An 18,910-nucleotide genomic window follows, 5' to 3' on the forward strand; every position below is an offset into this window, starting at 1 on the left:
CTGCGGGAGTGTTTCCCCGCGAGGATATTTTTAGCCAGTCAAAGCAAACGGGCCGGGTTTATCCGAGTGTCATGATCAACAGTGTTGCGACGACGCCCGCGGCAGCGCCGATGACAGCCGGTAGCAGGGTCGCGCCGAGCCCCTTGCCGCTGGGGTCGTCTTTTTGGGTTTGGGCGATCAGGGCGTCTTCGACCAGCGCAGGCAGGCGTGGGCCGAACCGAGCCAGTACCAAAGCGGTTTTGCCAAAATCGCGGAGCGCCGCGCGCGGGCCTATCGACTGTTTGATATAGTCTTCGACCACAGGGCGCGCGACCTCCCAGATGTTGATATGGGGGTCCAGCGAACGGGCGACGCCTTCGACCACCACCATCGTGCGTTGCAGCAGGATCAGCTCGGTGCGGGTCTCCATGCCGAAACGCTCGGTGACCTCGAACAGATAGTTCAGAAGGCGGCCCATCGAGATATGGGTGGCGTCCATGCCAAAGATCGGTTCACCCACGGCGCGCAGGGCGCGGGCAAATTCGTCGACGTCCTGGTTGGCAGGGACATATCCGGCTTCGAAATGCACTTCGGCGACGCGTTTATAGTCGCGGCGGATGAAGCCAAAGAGGATCTCGGCATAGACCCGACGCGTATATTCGTCGATATGGCCCATGATGCCATAGTCATACGCAATGATATCCCCATTGGCCGCGACCTTGAGGTTGCCTTGGTGCATATCGGCGTGGAAATAGCCATCGCGCAAGGCATGTAGCAGGAACAGCCTTAGAACGCGTTGGGCCAGGTCGTGGCGATTATGGCCAGCCGCATCCAGGGCGTCATTTTCGCCCAACGGGATGCCATCTGCCCAGCTGAGTGTCATCACCCGGCGGGCAGAGAGCGACCAGACCACCGGTGGCAGCCAGAATCCTGCATCGTCCTTAGTGTTTGCGGCGTATTCCGAGGCTGCGGCGCTTTCCAGGCGCAGGTCCAGCTCACCTCGGACCACGCCGTCGAAATGCTCGATCACTTCCATCGGGCGCAGACGGCGGGCCCCGGGGGCGCAAAGCTGAACGATGCGGGCAGCGAAATAGAACGCGTCGACATCTTTGCGGAAGGCGCGTTCGATGCCCGGGCGCAGCACTTTGACCGCGACATCTTCGCCGGTGCTGACCAGCTTGGCCTTGTGCACCTGCGCGATCGAGGCGGCTGCGATGGGTTCGCTGAACTCGCTGAAGATGTCCGAGACGGGCTGACCCAGCTCTTTCTCAACTTCGGCCATGGCCTTGGCTTTGGAGAAAGGAGGCAGCTTGTCTTGCAACACGCGAAGTTGTTCGGCCAGTTCATCCCCGACCACATCGGGGCGGGTGGAGAGCACCTGTCCGAACTTGATGTAGGCCGGGCCCAGAGCCGTGAGCGCGCGGGTGGCCGGAGGCATTGACGGGTCGCCTTTGTAGCCCAGCCATTGGAACGGTTTGCCCAACGTATGCGCCACGATCCGCAAGGCGCGCGGGGCCTCGAACGCGTCCAACACCACGTTCATGGCTCCGGTGCGCTCGAGCGTGGCGCCTGTGCGGATCAGGCGGATGATGTTATGGGGGCCGCGCATTCAGATCTTCCAACCGGAATGCAGCGCCGCGATGCCCATGCTGAGATTGCGGTATTTGGCGTTTTCAAATCCAGCGGCTCGGACCATGCCCAGAAAGGTATCCTGGTCGGGGAATTTGCGGATCGATTCCACCAGATACTGATAGCTGTCATAGTCGTTGGCGATCAGTTTGCCCATGCGGGGAATGACGTTGAAGCTGTAGAGGTCGTAGAGCTTTTGCAGTCCATCATTGGGCAGTTGGCTGAACTCCAGCACCATCAGGCGGCCACCGGGTTTCAGAACGCGATATGCCTCATTCAGAGCCTCTTGCGGGCGGGTCACGTTCCGGATGCCGAAAGAAATCGTATAGACGTCAAAGCTGTTGTCGTCGAAGGGCAGGGCCATCGCGTCGCCGACCACCCAGTTCAGGCTATCGGCCATCTGGTCGGCTTCGGCGCGCTGGCGGCCTTCGACCAGCATGGGTTCGGTCAGGTCCAAAACGGTGGCGTGGCCGTGGCCCGCGCGTTTGAGAAAGCGGAAGGAAATGTCGCCGGTGCCGCCTGCCACATCCAGCAGGTGCTGACCGGGGCGCGGGGCCAACCAATCCATCATGGCGTCTTTCCAGACCCGGTGAATGCCCATCGACATGACATCATTCATCACGTCATATTTCGAGGCGACCGAGTTGAATACGCCTTGCACCCGCCCGGCCTTTTCAGCCTCGCGCACGGTTTCGAACCCGAAATGAGTGGTCTTGTCGTTGCTGTCGGACATTTGCCTTGCCGTTTGTCGAATTTCGCCTCTGTTATAGGGCCATAACAGGCGGGCACAATGCGGCCCTTTGGAACAGGAGCCAAGTCATGCCCGAATTGCCCGAGGTCGAGACAGTCAGGCGTGGTCTGATCCCGGCGATGGAAGGGGTTGTGATTGCGCGGGCTGACGTCAATCGCCCAGATCTGCGCTGGCCTTTCCCGGACCATATGGCCGAACGGCTGACAGGCAAGCGGGTGGAGCGGTTGCGGCGACGGTCGAAGTACATTCTGGCCGATCTGAGTAGTGCAGAGACATTGCTGATCCATCTGGGCATGTCGGGGCGGATGACGGTCTCGGGGGATCCTTTGGGGCAGTTCGTGCATGATCATCCCGCCAAGCAAAAGCATGACCATGTGGTGTTCCACATGGCCAATGGTGCGCGCATCACTTTCAACGACCCGCGTCGCTTTGGTGCGATGGATCTGCTGCCAACCGCAACGGCGGAGCGGCACAAGCTGCTGTCGGTTCTGGGGCCTGAGCCTTTGGGCAATGATTTTCATGAGCAGCATCTGATTGAGGCGTTCAAAGGTAAGAACACGCCGATCAAATCGGCCTTGCTGGATCAGGGAATCGTTGCGGGTTTGGGGAATATCTACGTCTGCGAAGCCCTTTTTCGCGGCAAGGTGTCGCCACGTCGCAAAGCGGCGCAGATTTCTTCGGCGCGTGTTGCGGCACTTGTGCCGATCATCCGGCAGGTGTTGCAGGATGCCATCGAAGCGGGCGGATCGTCCCTGCGCGATTTCCGCCAAGCTGATGGAGAGCTTGGATATTTTCAACACAGCTTTGACGTGTATGGGCGCGAAGGTGAACCCTGCCGCACCGCAGGATGCGGTGGGACGATCAAGAGAATCACCCAGTCTGGTCGCTCATCCTTCTATTGTGCGCAATGCCAAAGATAACTTGATCCGACGAAATCAGATGATAAGGAATCGTATCTGAACGGAACAACCGGAAGCTTTTACCTCATGGCTTTTGAGACGATCATCGTCGAAATCGAAGACCACGTCGCCCTCATCAAACTTGACCGTCCAGATGCGATGAACGCGCTGAACACCCAGTTGCTGGGGGAATTGTGCGATGCGCTGGAAGACGCGGATAAGAATGACAAGGTGCGCTGCATCGTCATCACCGGCTCGGACAAAGCGTTTGCCGCGGGTGCGGACATCAAAGAGATGTCCGAGATGAGCTTTGTTGACGTGTTCAACGTTAACCTCTTTGCCGATGCCAATGACCGCGTGTCTGCCATTCGCAAGCCGATCATCGCTGCCGTTGCGGGCTATGCGCTGGGCGGTGGGTGCGAGCTGGCGATGCTGTGCGATTTCATCATCGCCGCTGATACGGCCAAGTTCGGTCAGCCCGAGATCAATCTGGGTGTCATCGCCGGCCTTGGTGGAACACAGCGCCTGACGCGGTTCGTGGGTAAATCCAAAGCGATGGATATGAACCTGACCGGCCGTTTTATGGATGCCGAAGAAGCAGAACGTGCTGGTCTTGTCAGCCGGGTGGTACCTGCCAAAAAGCTGATCGAAGAAGCTGTGGGTGCCGCGCAGAAGATTGCAGAAAAATCGCAACTGAGCACAATTGCGGCCAAAGAGGCTGTGAACCGCAGCTATGAACTGCCGCTGAGCGAAGGTATGTTGTTCGAACGTCGGGTTTTCCATTCGATGTTTGCCACCGAAGATCAAAAAGAAGGCATGGCCGCGTTTCTGGAAAAACGGGCCGCGCAGTTCCGCGACAAATAGGCCGGGGTCTGAACACAACGATCAGGCGGGCCAATGCCCGCCTTTATTGTGGGCGCTGGTTACGATCAAGAATCCGCTTGGCAAAGCCGGACAACTTGGATAGTAACCGCCGTCATACATGCGCGTGCGGCCCGCTTGGCCCGACTCACACTCGTGATTTCTGATCCGGTGCGGATAATTCCGTGGCGCGCAACCCTAGATAAACGTACCGAACAAAGGTCAGAGACAAATGGCAAATTCGCCCCAGGCAAAGAAGCGCGCGCGTCAGAACGAAAAGCGTTTCGCAGTCAACAAAGCACGTCGTTCGCGCATCCGTACTTTCCTGCGCAAAGTAGAAGAAGCAATCGAATCCGGTGACAAGGAAGCTGCATCCGCAGCATTGCGCGCAGCTCAGCCCGAACTGATGCGCGGCGTCACCAAAGGCGTTTTTCACAAGAATACAGCGTCTCGCAAAATGTCGCGCCTTTCGGCGCGGGTGAAAGCGCTGGGTTAACTTGACGTTAGCCAAAATCAGCAAAGGCTGCTAAGCATGGGCGTCGCATTGCGGCGCCCTTTTTTGTTGTTGCCAGAATGCCGCGTCCTCACGAAACCGAGAGATTCTTTCGCTCTCAGACCCGAGTCAATATCAGAGTTTCGTTGCCCGAAGCGCCCGGCTCTTGCTACCACTGATTCAGCGATTCACTCGCTTGGGGGGACAGGCTGTTCCAACGATCTTGCTGACGGGCATTGGCTGGATCTCATGGGACGAATGTTCGAAAACCGGTTTTGCCGGATGGACGATCTGCTCTGGGTCTCGGGTTTGCCGACGATCTCAGCCCTGTCAAAATTGAAGCGTGATGCGCCTACCGATCTGGGCTGCCCTGCTGCGGGGTATTGAGAGGTATTGCGTTGAGCGACGGAAAACCAAACCGCCAGATCTCTTGGTCTGGCGATAGGGTTCCTGTGTGTGTGAATTCCGCGATCCGGGGGACCGGGCGACATGAATAAGGCCGACAGGCCAATAAAGAATGGGATGCGTGAGGCGCTTAATGACACAAGAGAAATGGGGACTACTGCGTAACAAGTTGCTGAAGGCCATTGGACAGAACAATTTTACGACCTGGATCGAGCCTTTGGAGTTTCAAGAGTTGAAGGATGGCGTTGCCGTCTTTTCGGCACCGACCAATTTTATGGGTAACTACGTCAGCCAGAATTTTGCTGATCTGATATTGTATGAATTGAATATCGCAGGCGAGACTGTACAACGCCTGTCGTTCCGCACGGCGGCGAATTCTCCGGTACGTCCGTCGGACACCGCGGAAAAGCCGGACATGTTACGGGCTGTTCCACCCGTCCATGCGCCTGCGCAGGGCCAGATGGAATCGCTGCAGGCAGCACCGCTTGATGCACGCTTTACTTTTGACAGCTTTGTCGTGGGCAAACCCAACGAGCTGGCTCATGCGGCAGCGCGTCGGGTTTCCGAAGGTGGGCCGGTCACGTTTAACCCGCTGGTGCTGTATGGTGGTGTAGGGCTTGGTAAAACTCACCTGATGCACGCCATCGCGTGGGAGCTGAAAACCAAACATCCGGAACTGAATGTCCTATATCTGTCGGCCGAGCAGTTCATGTATCGCTTTGTACAGGCACTGCGCGAACGTCGGATGATGGATTTCAAACATCTGTTCCGGTCTGTCGATGTACTGATGGTGGATGACGTGCAGTTCATCGCCGGCAAGGATTCTACTCAGGAAGAGTTCTTTCACACCTTCAATGCCTTGGTTGATCAGAACAAACAGATCATTATCTCGGCAGATCGCGCACCGGGTGAGATCAAGGATCTTGAGGACCGCGTGAAATCCCGTTTGCAATGTGGTCTGGTCGTGGATCTGCATCCAACCGACTATGAGCTGCGTTTGGGCATCCTGCAGAACAAGGTACAGCAATACAGCAAAACCTATCCTGATCTGGTCATAGCGGATGGCGTTCTGGAGTTTCTGGCCCACCGCATCTCGACCAATGTGCGCGTGCTGGAAGGCGCATTGACCCGCCTCTTCGCCTTCGCCTCATTGGTCGGGCGCGAGATTGACATGGAACTGACGCAGGATTGTCTGGCGGATGTGCTGCGCGCGTCCGAGCGCAAGATCACGGTTGAAGAGATCCAGCGCAAGGTCTCGGAATATTACAACATCCGTATCAGTGACATCGTTGGCCCCAAGCGTTTGCGGTCTTACGCCCGTCCGCGCCAGGTTGCCATGTATCTGTGCAAGCAGCTGACCAGCCGATCGCTGCCTGAGATCGGGCGTCGTTTTGGCGGGCGTGACCACACAACAGTCATGCATGGGGTCAAACGCATCGAAGAGTTGAAACTGACCGATGGTCAGATTGCCGAAGACGTGGAGATGCTGCGCCGCGCTTTGGAAGCCTGAGAGATAAAGCCAGCCACTCACAGAACGCCTCGGACCTGCAGGTTCGGGGCGTTTTCTTGTGCATAATTGTCCACGATCCATCGTTAACTGTCTTGGATCGTGCACGCGCCCCTTGACGCTTTGGGTATTCCGACCCAGAAAACCGTAAAAACTCCTTGTGCCCGCGGGCTGAGACGCTAACGTGCCAGTCCCGCCCATTTTGGCACTCAAGTCAGAGGAATAGAGGGTATGAAGATCAGCATCGAACGCGGCACCCTTCTCAAGGCCGTTTCTCAGGCCCAATCCGTTGTGGAACGTCGCAACACTATCCCGATACTGGCCAATGTGCTGATTGAGGCTGAAGGCGATCAGGTACAGTTCCGCGCGACCGATCTGGATATTGAAGTGGTGGACAAGGCGCCAGCGCAGGTCGAAAAGTCAGGCGCAACAACGGTTGCGGCCACAACCCTGCATGAGATCGTGCGCAAACTGCCAGACGGGGCGCTGGTGACCCTCACCGCTGACAGTGCGGCGGGTCGGTTGACGGTTGAAGCTGGTCGGTCGAATTTCTCGCTTGCGACGCTGCCGAAAGAGGATTTCCCGGTGATGGCGTCCTCGGAATACCAGTCGAACTTTACCGCATCAGCCGCGTTGCTGCGCCGGTTGTTCGACAAGTCGAAATTTGCGATCTCGACGGAAGAAACACGCTATTATCTGAACGGCGTCTATATGCATGTGGCCGATGGATCGGATGGCGGCAAAGTGCTGCGCTGTGTGGCGACCGATGGACACCGGCTTGCGCGTATCGATGCCGATCTGCCGGAAGGCGCAGCGGATATGCCGGGCGTCATTGTTCCGCGTAAAACAGTGGGTGAGCTGCGCAAGCTTCTGGAAGATGACGAGATGGACATTGCGGTGTCTGTCAGCGAAACCAAGGTGCGTTTTGCAACTCCAGAGATTACCCTGACTTCGAAAGTCATCGACGGGACTTTCCCCGATTACACACGCGTCATTCCGCAGGGCAACACCCGCAAGCTCGAAGTGGATGCGGCGGAATTTGCCCAGGCCGTGGATCGTGTGGCGACCGTCTCGTCAGAACGCTCGCGGGCGGTGAAATTGCAGCTGGACGGGGACCGTTTGATCCTGTCAGTCAATGCGCCCGACAGTGGCGCCGCCGAGGAGGAGTTGGCCGTGGCCTATGGCGACGAGCGGCTGGAAATCGGGTTCAACGCCAAATATCTTCTGGAGATCGCCAGCCAGGTGGATCGCGAAAACGCGGTGTTCATGTTCAACTCGGCAGGTGATCCGACCTTGATGCGTGAAGGCAATGATCAAAGCGCGGTTTATGTGGTCATGCCGATGCGCGTCTGATCGCGCTGACGCGCGATGCCTCCGGCGGAGGTATCTTTGAACAGAAGAAGGGAGGGGTCATGGGATTGGCCCTGACCGAGCTTACGGTCTCGCATTTTCGGTCGCACAAACTGGCACGCTTGTCTTTGGATGGGCGACCGGTGGCGATCCATGGGCCGAACGGGGCAGGCAAGACCAATATCCTGGAAGCGGTGTCACTGTTTTCACCCGGGCGCGGGATGCGGCGGGCGAGCGCGGCCGAAATGACTCGTCGCCCCGAGGCGTTGGGGTGGAAGCTGTCGGCGGTTTTGGATGCGCAGGGTCAACGCTATGAGATCGAGACCTGGTCTGAAGGCGGCGCGGCGCGGCAGGTTCGGATTGACGGCAAGGCGGCGAGCCAGATTGATCTGGGCAAGCTGGCCCGCGTCGTGTGGTTGATGCCATCGATGGATCGTTTGTGGATCGAAGGTGCCGATGGGCGGCGGCGGTTTCTGGACCGTATTGCGCTGAGCTTTGATCCATCTCATGCCGAGGCGTCACTGAGTTATGAAAAGGCCATGCGTGAGCGTAACCGGCTGTTGAAAGAGCAGGTGCGGGACGCGCATTGGTATGCAGCCCTTGAGACGCAGATGGCCGAGACGGGGCACCGGATCCACGAGGCGCGTTTGGCAGCTTTGGAGCATCTGCGCGCAGCACAGGCACAGGCCGAAACCGCGTTTCCGTCGGCGGAGCTGGATCTGATCCAGACCGAAGGCGCGATGCCTGAAACAGCAGAGGATCTGCGCGAGGCACTCAGTGAAAGCCGGTTCCGCGATTTGGCGGCGGGGCGCACGCTGGTCGGGCCGCACCGGTCGGATCTTTATGGGGTATTTGCCGCCAAGGGCGTGCCCGCACGGGATTGTTCGACAGGTGAGCAAAAAGCGCTGTTGGTGTCGCTGATCCTGTCGAATGCCCGGGCTTTGGCACGCCTGATTGGCGCACCCCCAATTGTTCTATTGGATGAGGTGGCCGCGCATCTGGATGCGGGTCGGCGGGCGGCGCTTTACGACGAGATTTGCGCGCTGGGTGCTCAGGCCTGGATGACGGGCACCGGGCCAGAGCTGTTTGCGGAATTGGAAAGCAGAGCCCAGATGCTGGTTGTGACCGAAGGCACCGAAGGCTCAACCGTGGCCGGCTAGGCAGGTTCGCTGACTTTGCGTTCCCACAGGAAGCCGCGCATGACCTCGTCTACGGGTGTTTGGGCCATGTGGTTGACATAGTTCGACATGGTTTTCTGCGCCAGACCTAGAACAACATCCAGAACCGCGCGGTGCGAATAGCCTGCGTCGAAGAAGGCCTGAAGCTGCGCTTCGGTCGGGTTGCCGCGGGTTTCCATCACTTGAAGGGTGAAGGTGCGCAGCGCTTCGAGCTTGGCCGACGGCAATGGCGTTTCATTGCGCAGAGCTTCGGTGATCTCGTCCGAAACTTTCATCATCTTGGCGATGCCCGTGTGGGCGGGGACGCAATAGTGGCACTCGTTCTCGACGTTGATCGTCTGCCAGACAACGGTTTTTTCATCATTGTCGAAATCGGTCTGCATGAAGAGGCCGTGCAGTACCTGATAGCCTTCCAGATGCTGGGGGCTTTCCGCCATGACCTTGTGCAGGCCGGGCAGCCGCCCAAAAGCAGCTTGAGATTTTTCCAACAGCGGTTTGGACGCTTCGGGTGCGGTGGTGAGGTCGTGTGACGGGAAATCGGCCATATCAAAACTCCTGTTTCTGGCGGGATGAGTCGTATTTAGGCTTTATTGAGCGATCACTCAAGTATATATTTGAGCGAACGTTCAAGAAATGGTGATCCCATGCCCCGCAAACCGTCCTATGACCGAGACGCGCTGATCGCACAGGCGCGTGATATCTTTTGGCGTTACGGTTGGGCCGGGACGTCGCTGAAAGATCTGGAGCGCGAGTTGAAGCTGAAGCCCGGCAGCTTTTACGCGGCCTTTGGGTCAAAGGACGCGCTTTATGCCCTGGCGCTCGAGCGGTATGCGCAGGACGGTGTGACCAACATGATGGACATGGCGCAAGAGTTAGGGCCGCTTGGAGCGCTCAAGGCTCAGCCGTTGCGTGTGATCGAAGCTGCGGACATTCCGACCAAGGCCTGTATGCTGTCAAAGACCTACGCCGAGTTGCAGGCTCGGGATCACGAATTGGCAGCTCAGGCGCGGGCGCATATGGTTGAGATGAAGGCGTGTTTTGCAGAGCTTTTTCGGCGCGCTCAGGAAGCGGGTGAAATAGGTACAGACCATGATCCCGATCGGTTGGCCGCGCGTTATCAATCTGACTTGTTGGGGCTGCGACTGTCGGCTGAACGTGATGACGTGAATGGTGTTGAAATCGCCAATGAAATCGCAGCTGATTTGGATCGGCTTTGATCCACAAAAAAACACCCAATTCCACACAAAATATTGGGGGATCGCGTGACATTCCCTACCAGAAAACGTATAAAATACGAAAATAATATAGGTACTGACTGAATGTCCGAAGACGCACAGGCACCCCAGGAATACGGCGCGGATTCCATCAAAGTTCTCAAAGGCTTGGAGGCGGTTCGAAAGCGCCCCGGCATGTATATCGGGGACACCGATGATGGCTCGGGTCTGCACCATATGGTGTATGAGGTTGTTGATAACGGGATTGACGAGGCGCTTGCCGGTCACGCCGACCATGTGACAGTAAAGATTCATGCGGATTCCAGCGTGTCGGTGAGTGACAATGGGCGTGGGATTCCGGTGGATATTCACCCCGAAGAAGGTGTCTCGGCAGCCGAAGTCATCATGACGCAGCTGCATGCGGGTGGCAAATTCGACAGCAATTCTTACAAGGTGTCGGGCGGTCTGCACGGCGTGGGCGTTTCGGTAGTAAACGCATTGTCGGATTGGCTGGAGCTGCGGATCTGGCGCAACGGACAAGAGCATGTGGCCCGCTTTGAGGGCGGCGAGACGGTAGAGCATCTGAAAGTCGTTGGTGAGTGTGGGGATCGTACTGGGACAGAGGTGCGGTTCCTGGCTTCGACCAACACGTTCTCGAACCTCGAATACTCCTTTGAAACTTTGGAAAAACGGCTTCGCGAACTTGCCTTCCTGAACTCGGGTGTGTGGATCATCCTGATCGACGAACGCCCGGCGGAGCGGCTGGAAACCGAGCTGTTCTATGAGGGCGGGGTCAAGGAATTCGTCAAATACCTCGACCGGTCGAAAACTCCGGCCATGCCCGAGCCGATCTATATCAAGGGTGAGCGCGACGAGATCGGGGTCGAGATCGCGATGTGGTGGAATGACAGTTATCACGAGACGGTGCTACCTTTCACCAACAACATCCCGCAGCGCGATGGCGGTACCCATGTGGCGGGATTCCGAGGTGCGTTGACCCGGACAATCAACAACTATGCGCAATCCAGCGGGATCGCGAAGAAGGAAAAGGTCAGCTTTACCGGCGACGATGCGCGCGAGGGTTTGACCTGTGTGTTGTCGGTCAAGGTACCTGACCCGAAATTCTCATCCCAGACCAAGGACAAACTCGTCAGCTCCGAGGTGCGCCCGGCGGTTGAAGGGCTGATGAACGAAAAACTGGCCGAGTGGTTCGAAGAGAACCCAAATGAGGCCAAAACCATCGTCGGCAAGATTATCGAGGCCGCGCTGGCCCGGGAAGCTGCCCGTAAGGCGCGTGAACTGACACGACGCAAGACGGCGATGGATGTGAATTATCTGGCCGGAAAGCTCAAGGACTGTTCCGAGAAAGACCCGTCAAAGACCGAAGTGTTTCTGGTCGAGGGGGACTCGGCCGGGGGCTCGGCCCAGACTGGCCGGGATCGGTTGACACAGGCGGTTCTGCCCCTGCGCGGGAAAATCCTGAACGTGGAACGGGCGCGGTTTGACCGGATGCTGTCGAGCCAGGAGATCGGCAATCTGGTCATGGCGCTTGGCACCGGGATCGGCCGCGATGAGTTCAACATCGAAAAGCTGCGCTACCACAAGATCGTCATCATGACCGATGCGGATGTGGACGGCGCGCATATCCGCACCCTGCTGCTGACCTTCTTCTACCGGCAGATGCCGGAACTGATCGAAGGCGGATACCTCTATATCGCTCAGCCACCGCTCTATAAGGTTTCGCGTGGTAAATCAGAGGTTTACCTGAAAGACCAAGCGGCGCTGGATGACTACCTGATCAATCAGGGCGTCGAAGGTGCGGTGCTGAAACTCGGCTCGGGCGAAGAGATCATCGGCCAGGATTTGACCCGCGTGGTCGACGAAGCGCGGCAGTTGAAACGTGTGCTGGATGCGTTCCCGACACACTATCCGCGCCACATTCTTGAACAGGCCGCTGTTGCCGGGGCCTTTGTTCCCGGCGCGGTAGATGCCGACCTGCAAGGCGTGGCCGACAAGGTTGCCGCGCGTCTGGATCTGATCGCGCTGGAATATGAGCGCGGCTGGCAGGGCCGGATCACCCAGGATCATGGCATTCGACTGGCACGTATCCTGCGCGGTGTAGAAGAGGTGCGTACACTGGACGGTCCGATGCTGCGTTCGGGCGAGGCACGCAAGACCGGCAGTTTCACCCAAAGCCTACAAGAGATCTACAACACGCCAGCAACACTGGTGCGCCGCGACCGATCTCAGGTCATCCACGGCCCGCTGGACCTATTGCGCGCCATCCTCGAAGAGGGCGAAAAGGGCCTGTCGCTGCAACGCTACAAGGGTCTGGGTGAGATGAACCCCGATCAGCTGTGGGAAACCACGCTGGACCCCGATGCCCGCACGCTGCTGCAAGTGCGCGTGGATGATATGGTCGAGGCCGATGACCTCTTTACCAAGCTGATGGGCGATGTTGTCGAGCCGCGTCGCGAGTTCATCCAACAAAACGCGCTGAGTGTGGAGAATCTGGACTTTTAGAGCCTTGTAGGGATGCCCATAATCGTTCGCGAGCGAACTTGGAACTGATCCACAGAAAAATGGGTATCGCTGCGGTTCGGCTGAAATCAGTCGGGCCTGGACTAGGTCCGCTCAGGCACGACACCATGCGTATTAGAGCGGCGCGAGCCATCTTTGAAATCCAACTAGTAGGTGGGAGACGGTCGTTCGCCGCAACAGCGAATAGGCTAGTTGAGCTTTGAAATTGGCCGACGTTCAGCGTCGTCTTTCACCTAAATTGCGTTGGAACGGCTGATGTTGAGTCAACTTTGAACGAACCATTTCGCGATGCTTTGAGCTCCAACGGACAGCCGATGTTTGAACGTATATTCAAATTTTAGCATTCCATTAGGTATAAATTTTTCTATAAAATCAATATTATATGCTGAAAAATCTCTATTACTAAAATTTTAGTTTGACAGCGGCGCCGAATATCACCGATGCTGTCTGTCATCCGGTGTGCGCCGGATCACATTATCTTTGGGAGGAGACAGATGCGGAGACATCTACTTTCCGCAGTGGCGGCAGCGGCCGTCATTGCGGGGCACGGTCCTGCTTGGGCCGACGAAGCCGCAGCACAACGTTGGATTGACGACGAATTCCAGCCTTCGACCTTGTCGAAGGACGAGCAATTGTCCGAAATGAAGTGGTTTATCGAAGCTGCACAACCGTATTCGGGCATGGAAATCAACGTCCTGTCCGAGGGTATTCCGACGCATTCCTACGAATCCGAGGTTCTGACCAAGGCGTTCGAGGAAATCACAGGGATCAAGGTCAATCACCAGATCCTCGGTGAAGGCGAAGTGGTTCAAGCCGTTCAAACGCAGATGCAAACCGGCCGGAACCTCTATGACGGCTACGTCAATGACAGTGACCTGATCGGTACGCACTCGCGACTGCAACTGGCCTATCCGCTGACCGATATGATGGAAGGCAGCTGGGCGGCGACAACCTCGCCAACCTTGGATCTGGATGATTTTATGGGCATTCAGTTCACGACAGGTCCGGATGGAAAACTGTACCAATTGCCTGATCAGCAGTTCGCGAACCTTTATTGGTTTCGGAAGGACTGGTTCGACGATGAAGACAACAAGGCCGCGTTCAAGGCGAAATACGGCTATGACCTAGGCGTTCCGGTCAACTGGTCGGCCTATGAAGACATCGCCGAGTTCTTCACCAATGACGTGAAAGAAGTCGACGGTGTCGCGATCTATGGCCACATGGACTATGGCAAGCGCGCACCTGACCTGGGGTGGCGTATGACCGATGCCTGGCTGTCTATGGCTGGTGCCGGTGACGTCGGCGAGCCGAATGGTGTTCCGGTCGACGAATGGGGCATCCGCATGGAAGCGGGCACCTGTAACCCTGTCGGGGCGTCCGTCTCGCGCGGTGGTGCCGCCAACGGTCCGGCTGCGGTCTATGCGATCCGCAAATGGGACGAGTGGTTGCGGAACTATGCGCCTCCGGGTGCGGCGTCGTATGACTTCTATCAGTCGCTACCGGCGCTTAGCCAGGGCAACGTGGCCCAGCAGATCTTCTGGTACACCGCCTTTACCGCCGACATGGTAAAGCCGAAGTCTGAAGGCAACAACACTGTTGACGACGAAGGCACGCCGCTATGGCGGATGGCGCCCAGCCCACATGGCCCCTACTGGGAAGAAGGCCAAAAAGTTGGCTATCAGGACGTGGGGTCGTGGACCTTCCTGAAATCGACCCCGGAAGATCGTGCTCAGGCTGCGTGGCTCTATGCTCAGTTCGTGACCTCCAAAACTGTCGACGTGAAGAAGTCCCATGTGGGTCTGACCTTCATCCGCGACAGCTCGGTCAACCACGAGTCGTTCACCGAGCGCGCGCCCAAGCTGGGTGGTCTGGTCGAGTTCTACCGCTCGCCTGATCGCGTGGCATGGTCGCCGACCGGCATCAACGTGCCGGACTATCCGAAGCTGGCCCAGATCTGGTGGCAGCAGATCGGTGACGTGAACTCGGGCGCCTTCACCCCGCAAGAGGCGATGGATCGTCTGGCCGAGGAAATGGACATCACCATGGCCCGGATGCAGGCCGCGGATGAAAGCGCCGGTGTCTACGGTGGCTGTGGTCCGCGCTTGAACGAGCCACAGGACGCTGCCTTCTGGTTGGAAAAGCCAGGTTCACCAAAGGCCAAGCTTGAGAACGAAAAGCCGCAGGGCCAGACAGTCAATTATGACGAACTGGTTGCGCGCTGGCAGTCTCAGTAAACCAAAGCAACCGGGGGTGCCGTTCGCGGCATCCCCACACCAAGACAGCGTGATCGCGCTGCGGGATCGGAATTCACGGACATGATTGAACTTCAAGACGCGACCAAACGGGTTGGCAACGTCATCCATATCAAACCGACGTCTCTGACGCTTCAGACTGGCCATTTCAACGTATTGTTGGGCGCTACAGGATCGGGAAAGACCTCGCTGATCAAGATGATGGCCGGGCTGGATCCAATGGCCTCGGGCAAGGTCCTGATGGATGGGCAGGACGTCACAAAGCTGAACACGCAGAAGCGGCAAATCAGCCTGGTTCACCAATTCTTTGTGAACTATCCGCATATGACCGTTTTCGATAATATCGCCTCGCCCTTGCGCGTTGCGGGGATGGCAAAATCCGAAATCGAAGGTCGTGTAGAAGAGGCGGCCGACCTGCTGCAATTGCGCCCGATGCTAAACCGCCGTCCGCATGAATTGTCCGGTGGTCAACAACAGCGGACCGCGTTGGCCCGCGCGATTGCCAAAGAAAGCCGTGCCGTTTTCCTCGACGAACCTTTGGCGAACCTCGACTACAAGCTGCGCGAGGAATTGCGTGAGCAACTGCCGGACCTGTTCGCCGGGCGCGGTGCGGTGGTGGTATATGCCACCTCGGAACCTGAAGAAGCGCTGCTTCTGGGTGGTCACACTGCCCTGATGGAAGACGGCCGCGTTACCCAATTTGGCCCGACTGCGGATATCTACCGCAATCCTGATAATCTGGCTGCCGCCCGCGTCTTCTCGGACCCGCCAATCAACGTGGCCCGGATCACCGTTTCAGGTGCGCAAGCTCAACTGGAAGGCGGTGGCGGCTGGTCTGTCTCGGATATGGCTGACGGTGAATACATGGTGGCAGTGCGTCCGCATCGGGTGACACCGTTTCGCGCTTCGGATGCTGATGTCGAACTGACGGGCCGTGTTATCGTGACCGAGCTGTCTGGTTCAGATTCAAGCGCGCATTTTCGGCATGGGGCGGATGACTGGGTGTCTTTGGCTGCCGGTGTGCATCCTTATCAGGTGGGCGAGGATCACAGTTTCTACATGAACCCGGCCCATTGCCGGTATTTCGGCCAAGACGGTAAAAGGGTGGCCTAAGATGGCACAAATCAAGCTTTCCAACCTGCGACACAGCTATATGCCCGCGCCGAAAGGCTCCGAGGACTATGCGCTGAAGGAAATTGATGTGACCTGGCGCGACGGTGGGGCCTATGCTCTGCTCGGGCCGTCGGGCTGCGGCAAGTCTACGCTGCTGAACATCATATCCGGCCTTCTAACCCCCTCTGAAGGTCGGATACTATTTGATGACCAGGACGTAACCGCACTCCCTCCGGATCAGCGCAACATCGCGCAGGTTTTCCAGTTCCCCGTGATCTACGATACGATGACCGTGGGCGAGAACCTGGCGTTTCCACTCAAGAACCGGGGCGTAGACGCGGCCACGATCAAGCGCCGAGTCGATGAGATTGCCGAGATGCTTGATGTCACGGATATGCTGAACACCCGTGCCAGCGGCCTCAGCCCGGACAACAAACAGAAGATTTCAATGGGGCGCGGGTTGGTGCGCGACGACGTGAACGCGGTCATGTTCGACGAACCGCTGACCGTGATCGATCCGCATCTGAAATGGAAGCTGCGGTCCAAGCTGAAAGAACTGCACCAGCGCGTCAAAGCCACGATGATCTATGTGACCCACGACCAGACCGAGGCTCTGACCTTTGCCGATGAAGTCGTGGTGATGCAGGAAGGTGAAGTGGTCCAGATCGGCACACCGGTGGACTTGTTCGAGCGTCCTCAGCACACATTCGTTGGCCATTTCATCGGCTCACCTGGCATGAACGTCCTACCGTGCGAAGCCAAAGGTGATCGTGCAATTTTTGAAGGTCACGAGGTGCTGCTGGAGGGTACGACCAACGGTGAAGGCGGTCGCACGGATCTGGGTATCCGGCCGGAATACATCAGTTTTGGCGAGACAGGCATTCCGGCACATGTCACCAAAGTGTCGGATGTTGGCCGGCATTTCGTGGTCAGCGCAATGGTCGGCAATACCGCAGTGAAAGCTGTCGCTGAACACAACGCGCCCGACCCCGGATCGCATGTCTATCTGAATTTCAAAGCCGAACAATCGCGCGTCTACCGCGACGGCTGGATCGCAACCGAGGAGCGGGCGCAATGAGAACGGAAAACCAAAAAGCCTGGTTCTTTGTCCTGCCGGTTCTGGCGCTTGTCGCTTTCAACGCGTTGGTGCCGATGATGACGGTGGTCAACTACTCGGTGCAGGAAACCTTCGGCAATAACCAATTCTTCTGGGAAGGGTTGGGCTGGTTCGAGCAAATCCTGCGCTCGGACCGTTTCCAAGCGGCCCTCGGTCGGCAGTTCCTCTTTACCTTCCTGATCCTGCTGATCGAGGTGCCCTTGGGTATTATCGTGGCTCTGTCGATGCCACGCAAAGGGTTTTGGGTGCCTGTATGTCTGGTGCTGATGGCCTTGCCGATGCTCATCCCATGGAACGTGGTCGGTTCGATGTGGAACATCTTCACCCTGCCCAAAATCGGATTGATGGGCTATTTCCTGAATGACGTTCTTGGCATCAACTATGACATGACCCAACAGCCGCTGTCGGCCTGGATCACGGTTATCGTCATGGATGTGTGGCACTGGACCTCTTTGGTGGTACTGCTGTGCTATGCAGGGCTCGTGTCGATCCCGGACGCCTACTACCAGGCGGCCAAGATCGATGGTGCAAGCCCCTGGTCGGTGTTCCGTTACATTCAACTGCCCAAGATGAAAACGGTTCTTACCATCGCTGTCCTGCTGCGTTTTATGGACAGTTTCAACATCTATACCGAGCCCTTCGTTCTGACCGGCGGTGGCCCCGGAAATTCGACCACCCTGCTGTCGATTGACCTTGTGAAGATCGCGCTGGGACAGTTCGACCTTGGCCCTGCGGCGGCGATGAGCCTGATCTATTTCGCAATCACGCTGCTGGTCAGTTGGGTCTTTTACACTCTGATGACAAAGGATGACGCGCAATGAAGAAGCGGTCTCTTATCCCGATCCTCTATATCGCGTTCCTGATGTTGCCGATTTATTGGCTGGTGGCGATGTCTTTCAAGACCACGAACGAGATCCTGTCGGGCTTTTCCCTGTTCCCCCAGACATTCACGCTGGAGAACTATGTCACGATCTTCACCGACCCGACGTGGTACTGGGGTTATATCAACTCGATCATCTATGTGACGATCAACACGGTGCTTTCGGTCTGTGTTGCCCTGCCTGCTGCCTATGCATTCTCGCGCTATCGGTTCCTGGGTGACAAGCAGTTGTTCTTCTGGCTGTTGACCAATCGGATGGCCCCTGCAGCCGTGTTCGCGCTGCCGTTCTTTCAGCTCTACTCGTCGATTCACCTGTTCGACACCTATCTGGCCGTGGCGCTGGCACATACGCTGTTCAACGTGCCGCTGGCGGTGTGGATTCTCGAAGGCTTCATGCGCGGTATCCCGAAGGAACTGGATGAGACGGCCTATGTCGACGGTTATTCATTCCCACGTTTCTTTGTCACAATCTTCCTGCCCAACATCAAGGCGGGTGTGGGTGTGGCGGCCTTCTTCTGTTTCATGTTCTCATGGGTGGAAATGCTGCTGGCCAAGACGCTGACCGCAGTTGAAGCCAAACCCATCGCCGCTGTGATGACCCGGACCGCGTCCAGTGCAGGGTATGAACTGGGCCTGCTGGCCGCAGCCGGCACCCTGACCATCATTCCCGGCGCCATCGTCATCTGGTTTGTCCGCAACTACATCGCGCGCGGTTTCGCGATGGGACGTGTGTGAGGTTCG

General features: G+C 57.4%; 17 protein-coding genes. 14 read left to right on the plus strand and 3 right to left on the minus strand.

From position 1 onward, the window contains the following. Positions 1-58 precede the first annotated feature (58 nt). Positions 59-1,588 carry a 2-polyprenylphenol 6-hydroxylase gene (ubiB, locus tag GOX45_RS03270; protein ID WP_171097920.1) on the minus strand — a complete coding sequence of 510 codons (1,530 nt, stop codon included), beginning with the start codon at positions 1,586-1,588 and terminating at the stop codon, positions 59-61. After that, positions 1,589-2,341, minus strand: coding sequence for a bifunctional demethylmenaquinone methyltransferase/2-methoxy-6-polyprenyl-1,4-benzoquinol methylase UbiE (gene ubiE, locus GOX45_RS03275; RefSeq protein WP_171097922.1), 753 nt, complete (start codon positions 2,339-2,341; stop codon positions 1,589-1,591). Between the two features lie 86 nt (positions 2,342-2,427). Here ubiE and mutM point away from each other — a divergent pair, with 86 nt between their 5' ends. From mutM to recF, 7 genes are all read left to right on the plus strand, one after another. After that, complete coding sequence (gene mutM / locus GOX45_RS03280) at positions 2,428-3,279, plus strand: bifunctional DNA-formamidopyrimidine glycosylase/DNA-(apurinic or apyrimidinic site) lyase (RefSeq protein WP_171097924.1); 852 nt, start codon at positions 2,428-2,430, stop codon at positions 3,277-3,279. Positions 3,280-3,345: 66 nt separating this feature from the next. Beyond that, a complete protein-coding gene (locus tag GOX45_RS03285) occupies positions 3,346-4,122 on the plus strand; it encodes an enoyl-CoA hydratase (protein ID WP_171097926.1) in 777 nt (258 codons plus the stop codon). A gap of 229 nt (positions 4,123-4,351) precedes the next feature. Continuing rightward, complete coding sequence (gene rpsT, locus GOX45_RS03290) at positions 4,352-4,615, plus strand: 30S ribosomal protein S20 (RefSeq protein ID WP_171097928.1); 264 nt, start codon at positions 4,352-4,354, stop codon at positions 4,613-4,615. A 246-nt stretch (positions 4,616-4,861) separates the two neighbouring features. Then, a complete protein-coding gene (locus GOX45_RS03295) occupies positions 4,862-4,999 on the plus strand; it encodes a hypothetical protein (protein WP_171097930.1) in 138 nt (45 codons plus the stop codon). 151 nt (positions 5,000-5,150) lie between these two features. Then, positions 5,151-6,527: a chromosomal replication initiator protein DnaA gene (gene dnaA, locus GOX45_RS03300; RefSeq protein WP_171097931.1), complete on the plus strand. Its 1,377-nt coding sequence runs from the start codon at positions 5,151-5,153 to the stop codon at positions 6,525-6,527. A 228-nt stretch (positions 6,528-6,755) separates the two neighbouring features. Beyond that, on the plus strand, positions 6,756-7,877 hold the full coding sequence (gene dnaN / locus GOX45_RS03305; protein WP_171097933.1) for a DNA polymerase III subunit beta: 1,122 nt from the start codon (positions 6,756-6,758) through the stop codon (positions 7,875-7,877). A gap of 59 nt (positions 7,878-7,936) precedes the next feature. After that, positions 7,937-9,034, plus strand: coding sequence for a DNA replication/repair protein RecF (gene recF, locus GOX45_RS03310; protein WP_171097935.1), 1,098 nt, complete (start codon positions 7,937-7,939; stop codon positions 9,032-9,034). Here the strand turns inward: recF and GOX45_RS03315 are convergent. Next, positions 9,031-9,597 (minus strand): carboxymuconolactone decarboxylase family protein, encoded by a 567-nt coding sequence (locus GOX45_RS03315; RefSeq protein ID WP_171097937.1) that lies wholly within the window; start codon positions 9,595-9,597, stop codon positions 9,031-9,033. The two genes, recF and GOX45_RS03315, sit on opposite strands and share 4 nt — an antisense overlap. Before the next feature lie 99 nt (positions 9,598-9,696). Between GOX45_RS03315 and GOX45_RS03320 the strand changes: the two genes are divergently transcribed. The 7 genes from GOX45_RS03320 (at position 9,697) to GOX45_RS03350 (ending at position 18,904) form a co-directional block, all read left to right on the plus strand. Beyond that, the gene (locus tag GOX45_RS03320) at positions 9,697-10,269 is read left to right on the plus strand and encodes a TetR/AcrR family transcriptional regulator (RefSeq protein WP_171097939.1); all 573 of its coding nucleotides are present in this window, start codon (positions 9,697-9,699) and stop codon (positions 10,267-10,269) included. 102 nt (positions 10,270-10,371) lie between these two features. After that, the gene (gene gyrB / locus GOX45_RS03325) at positions 10,372-12,789 is read left to right on the plus strand and encodes a DNA topoisomerase (ATP-hydrolyzing) subunit B (protein ID WP_171097941.1); all 2,418 of its coding nucleotides are present in this window, start codon (positions 10,372-10,374) and stop codon (positions 12,787-12,789) included. A 512-nt stretch (positions 12,790-13,301) separates the two neighbouring features. Beyond that, entirely contained in the window at positions 13,302-15,041 is a 1,740-nt protein-coding gene (locus GOX45_RS03330; protein ID WP_171097942.1) for an ABC transporter substrate-binding protein, read from the plus strand. Between the two features lie 81 nt (positions 15,042-15,122). After that, the gene (locus GOX45_RS03335; protein ID WP_171097944.1) at positions 15,123-16,172 is read left to right on the plus strand and encodes an ABC transporter ATP-binding protein; all 1,050 of its coding nucleotides are present in this window, start codon (positions 15,123-15,125) and stop codon (positions 16,170-16,172) included. Position 16,173: 1 nt separating this feature from the next. Then, positions 16,174-17,250 carry an ABC transporter ATP-binding protein gene (locus GOX45_RS03340; protein ID WP_171097946.1) on the plus strand — a complete coding sequence of 359 codons (1,077 nt, stop codon included), beginning with the start codon at positions 16,174-16,176 and terminating at the stop codon, positions 17,248-17,250. Next, positions 17,247-18,110 (plus strand): carbohydrate ABC transporter permease, encoded by an 864-nt coding sequence (locus GOX45_RS03345; RefSeq protein ID WP_170670891.1) that lies wholly within the window; start codon positions 17,247-17,249, stop codon positions 18,108-18,110. The genes GOX45_RS03340 and GOX45_RS03345 overlap by 4 nt, the downstream gene beginning before the upstream one ends. Continuing rightward, the gene (locus GOX45_RS03350; RefSeq protein WP_170401963.1) at positions 18,107-18,904 is read left to right on the plus strand and encodes a carbohydrate ABC transporter permease; all 798 of its coding nucleotides are present in this window, start codon (positions 18,107-18,109) and stop codon (positions 18,902-18,904) included. Before GOX45_RS03345 ends, GOX45_RS03350 begins: the two co-directional genes overlap by 4 nt. The last annotated feature ends 6 nt before the right edge of the window (positions 18,905-18,910 follow it).

Source organism: Ruegeria sp. HKCCD7255, from assembly GCF_013031565.1.
GTDB lineage: Bacteria > Pseudomonadota > Alphaproteobacteria > Rhodobacterales > Rhodobacteraceae > Ruegeria.

Bases quoted from the DNA above. Each gene is read 5' to 3' on its own strand.
- dnaN (WP_171097933.1), top strand. From the start codon at position 6,756: ATGAAGATCAGCATCGAACGCGGCACCCTTCTCAAGGCCGTTTCTCAG.
- mutM (WP_171097924.1), top strand. From the start codon at position 2,428: ATGCCCGAATTGCCCGAGGTCGAGACAGTCAGGCGTGGTCTGATCCCG.
- ubiE (WP_171097922.1), bottom strand. From the start codon at position 2,341: ATGTCCGACAGCAACGACAAGACCACTCATTTCGGGTTCGAAACCGTG.
- GOX45_RS03330 (WP_171097942.1), top strand. From the start codon at position 13,302: ATGCGGAGACATCTACTTTCCGCAGTGGCGGCAGCGGCCGTCATTGCG.
- GOX45_RS03350 (WP_170401963.1), top strand. From the start codon at position 18,107: ATGAAGAAGCGGTCTCTTATCCCGATCCTCTATATCGCGTTCCTGATG.
- GOX45_RS03295 (WP_171097930.1), top strand. From the start codon at position 4,862: ATGGGACGAATGTTCGAAAACCGGTTTTGCCGGATGGACGATCTGCTC.
- GOX45_RS03335 (WP_171097944.1), top strand. From the start codon at position 15,123: ATGATTGAACTTCAAGACGCGACCAAACGGGTTGGCAACGTCATCCAT.
- recF (WP_171097935.1), top strand. From the start codon at position 7,937: ATGGGATTGGCCCTGACCGAGCTTACGGTCTCGCATTTTCGGTCGCAC.
- rpsT (WP_171097928.1), top strand. From the start codon at position 4,352: ATGGCAAATTCGCCCCAGGCAAAGAAGCGCGCGCGTCAGAACGAAAAG.
- dnaA (WP_171097931.1), top strand. From the start codon at position 5,151: ATGACACAAGAGAAATGGGGACTACTGCGTAACAAGTTGCTGAAGGCC.
- GOX45_RS03315 (WP_171097937.1), bottom strand. From the start codon at position 9,597: ATGGCCGATTTCCCGTCACACGACCTCACCACCGCACCCGAAGCGTCC.
- ubiB (WP_171097920.1), bottom strand. From the start codon at position 1,588: ATGCGCGGCCCCCATAACATCATCCGCCTGATCCGCACAGGCGCCACG.
- GOX45_RS03345 (WP_170670891.1), top strand. From the start codon at position 17,247: ATGAGAACGGAAAACCAAAAAGCCTGGTTCTTTGTCCTGCCGGTTCTG.
- GOX45_RS03340 (WP_171097946.1), top strand. From the start codon at position 16,174: ATGGCACAAATCAAGCTTTCCAACCTGCGACACAGCTATATGCCCGCG.
- GOX45_RS03285 (WP_171097926.1), top strand. From the start codon at position 3,346: ATGGCTTTTGAGACGATCATCGTCGAAATCGAAGACCACGTCGCCCTC.
- gyrB (WP_171097941.1), top strand. From the start codon at position 10,372: ATGTCCGAAGACGCACAGGCACCCCAGGAATACGGCGCGGATTCCATC.
- GOX45_RS03320 (WP_171097939.1), top strand. From the start codon at position 9,697: ATGCCCCGCAAACCGTCCTATGACCGAGACGCGCTGATCGCACAGGCG.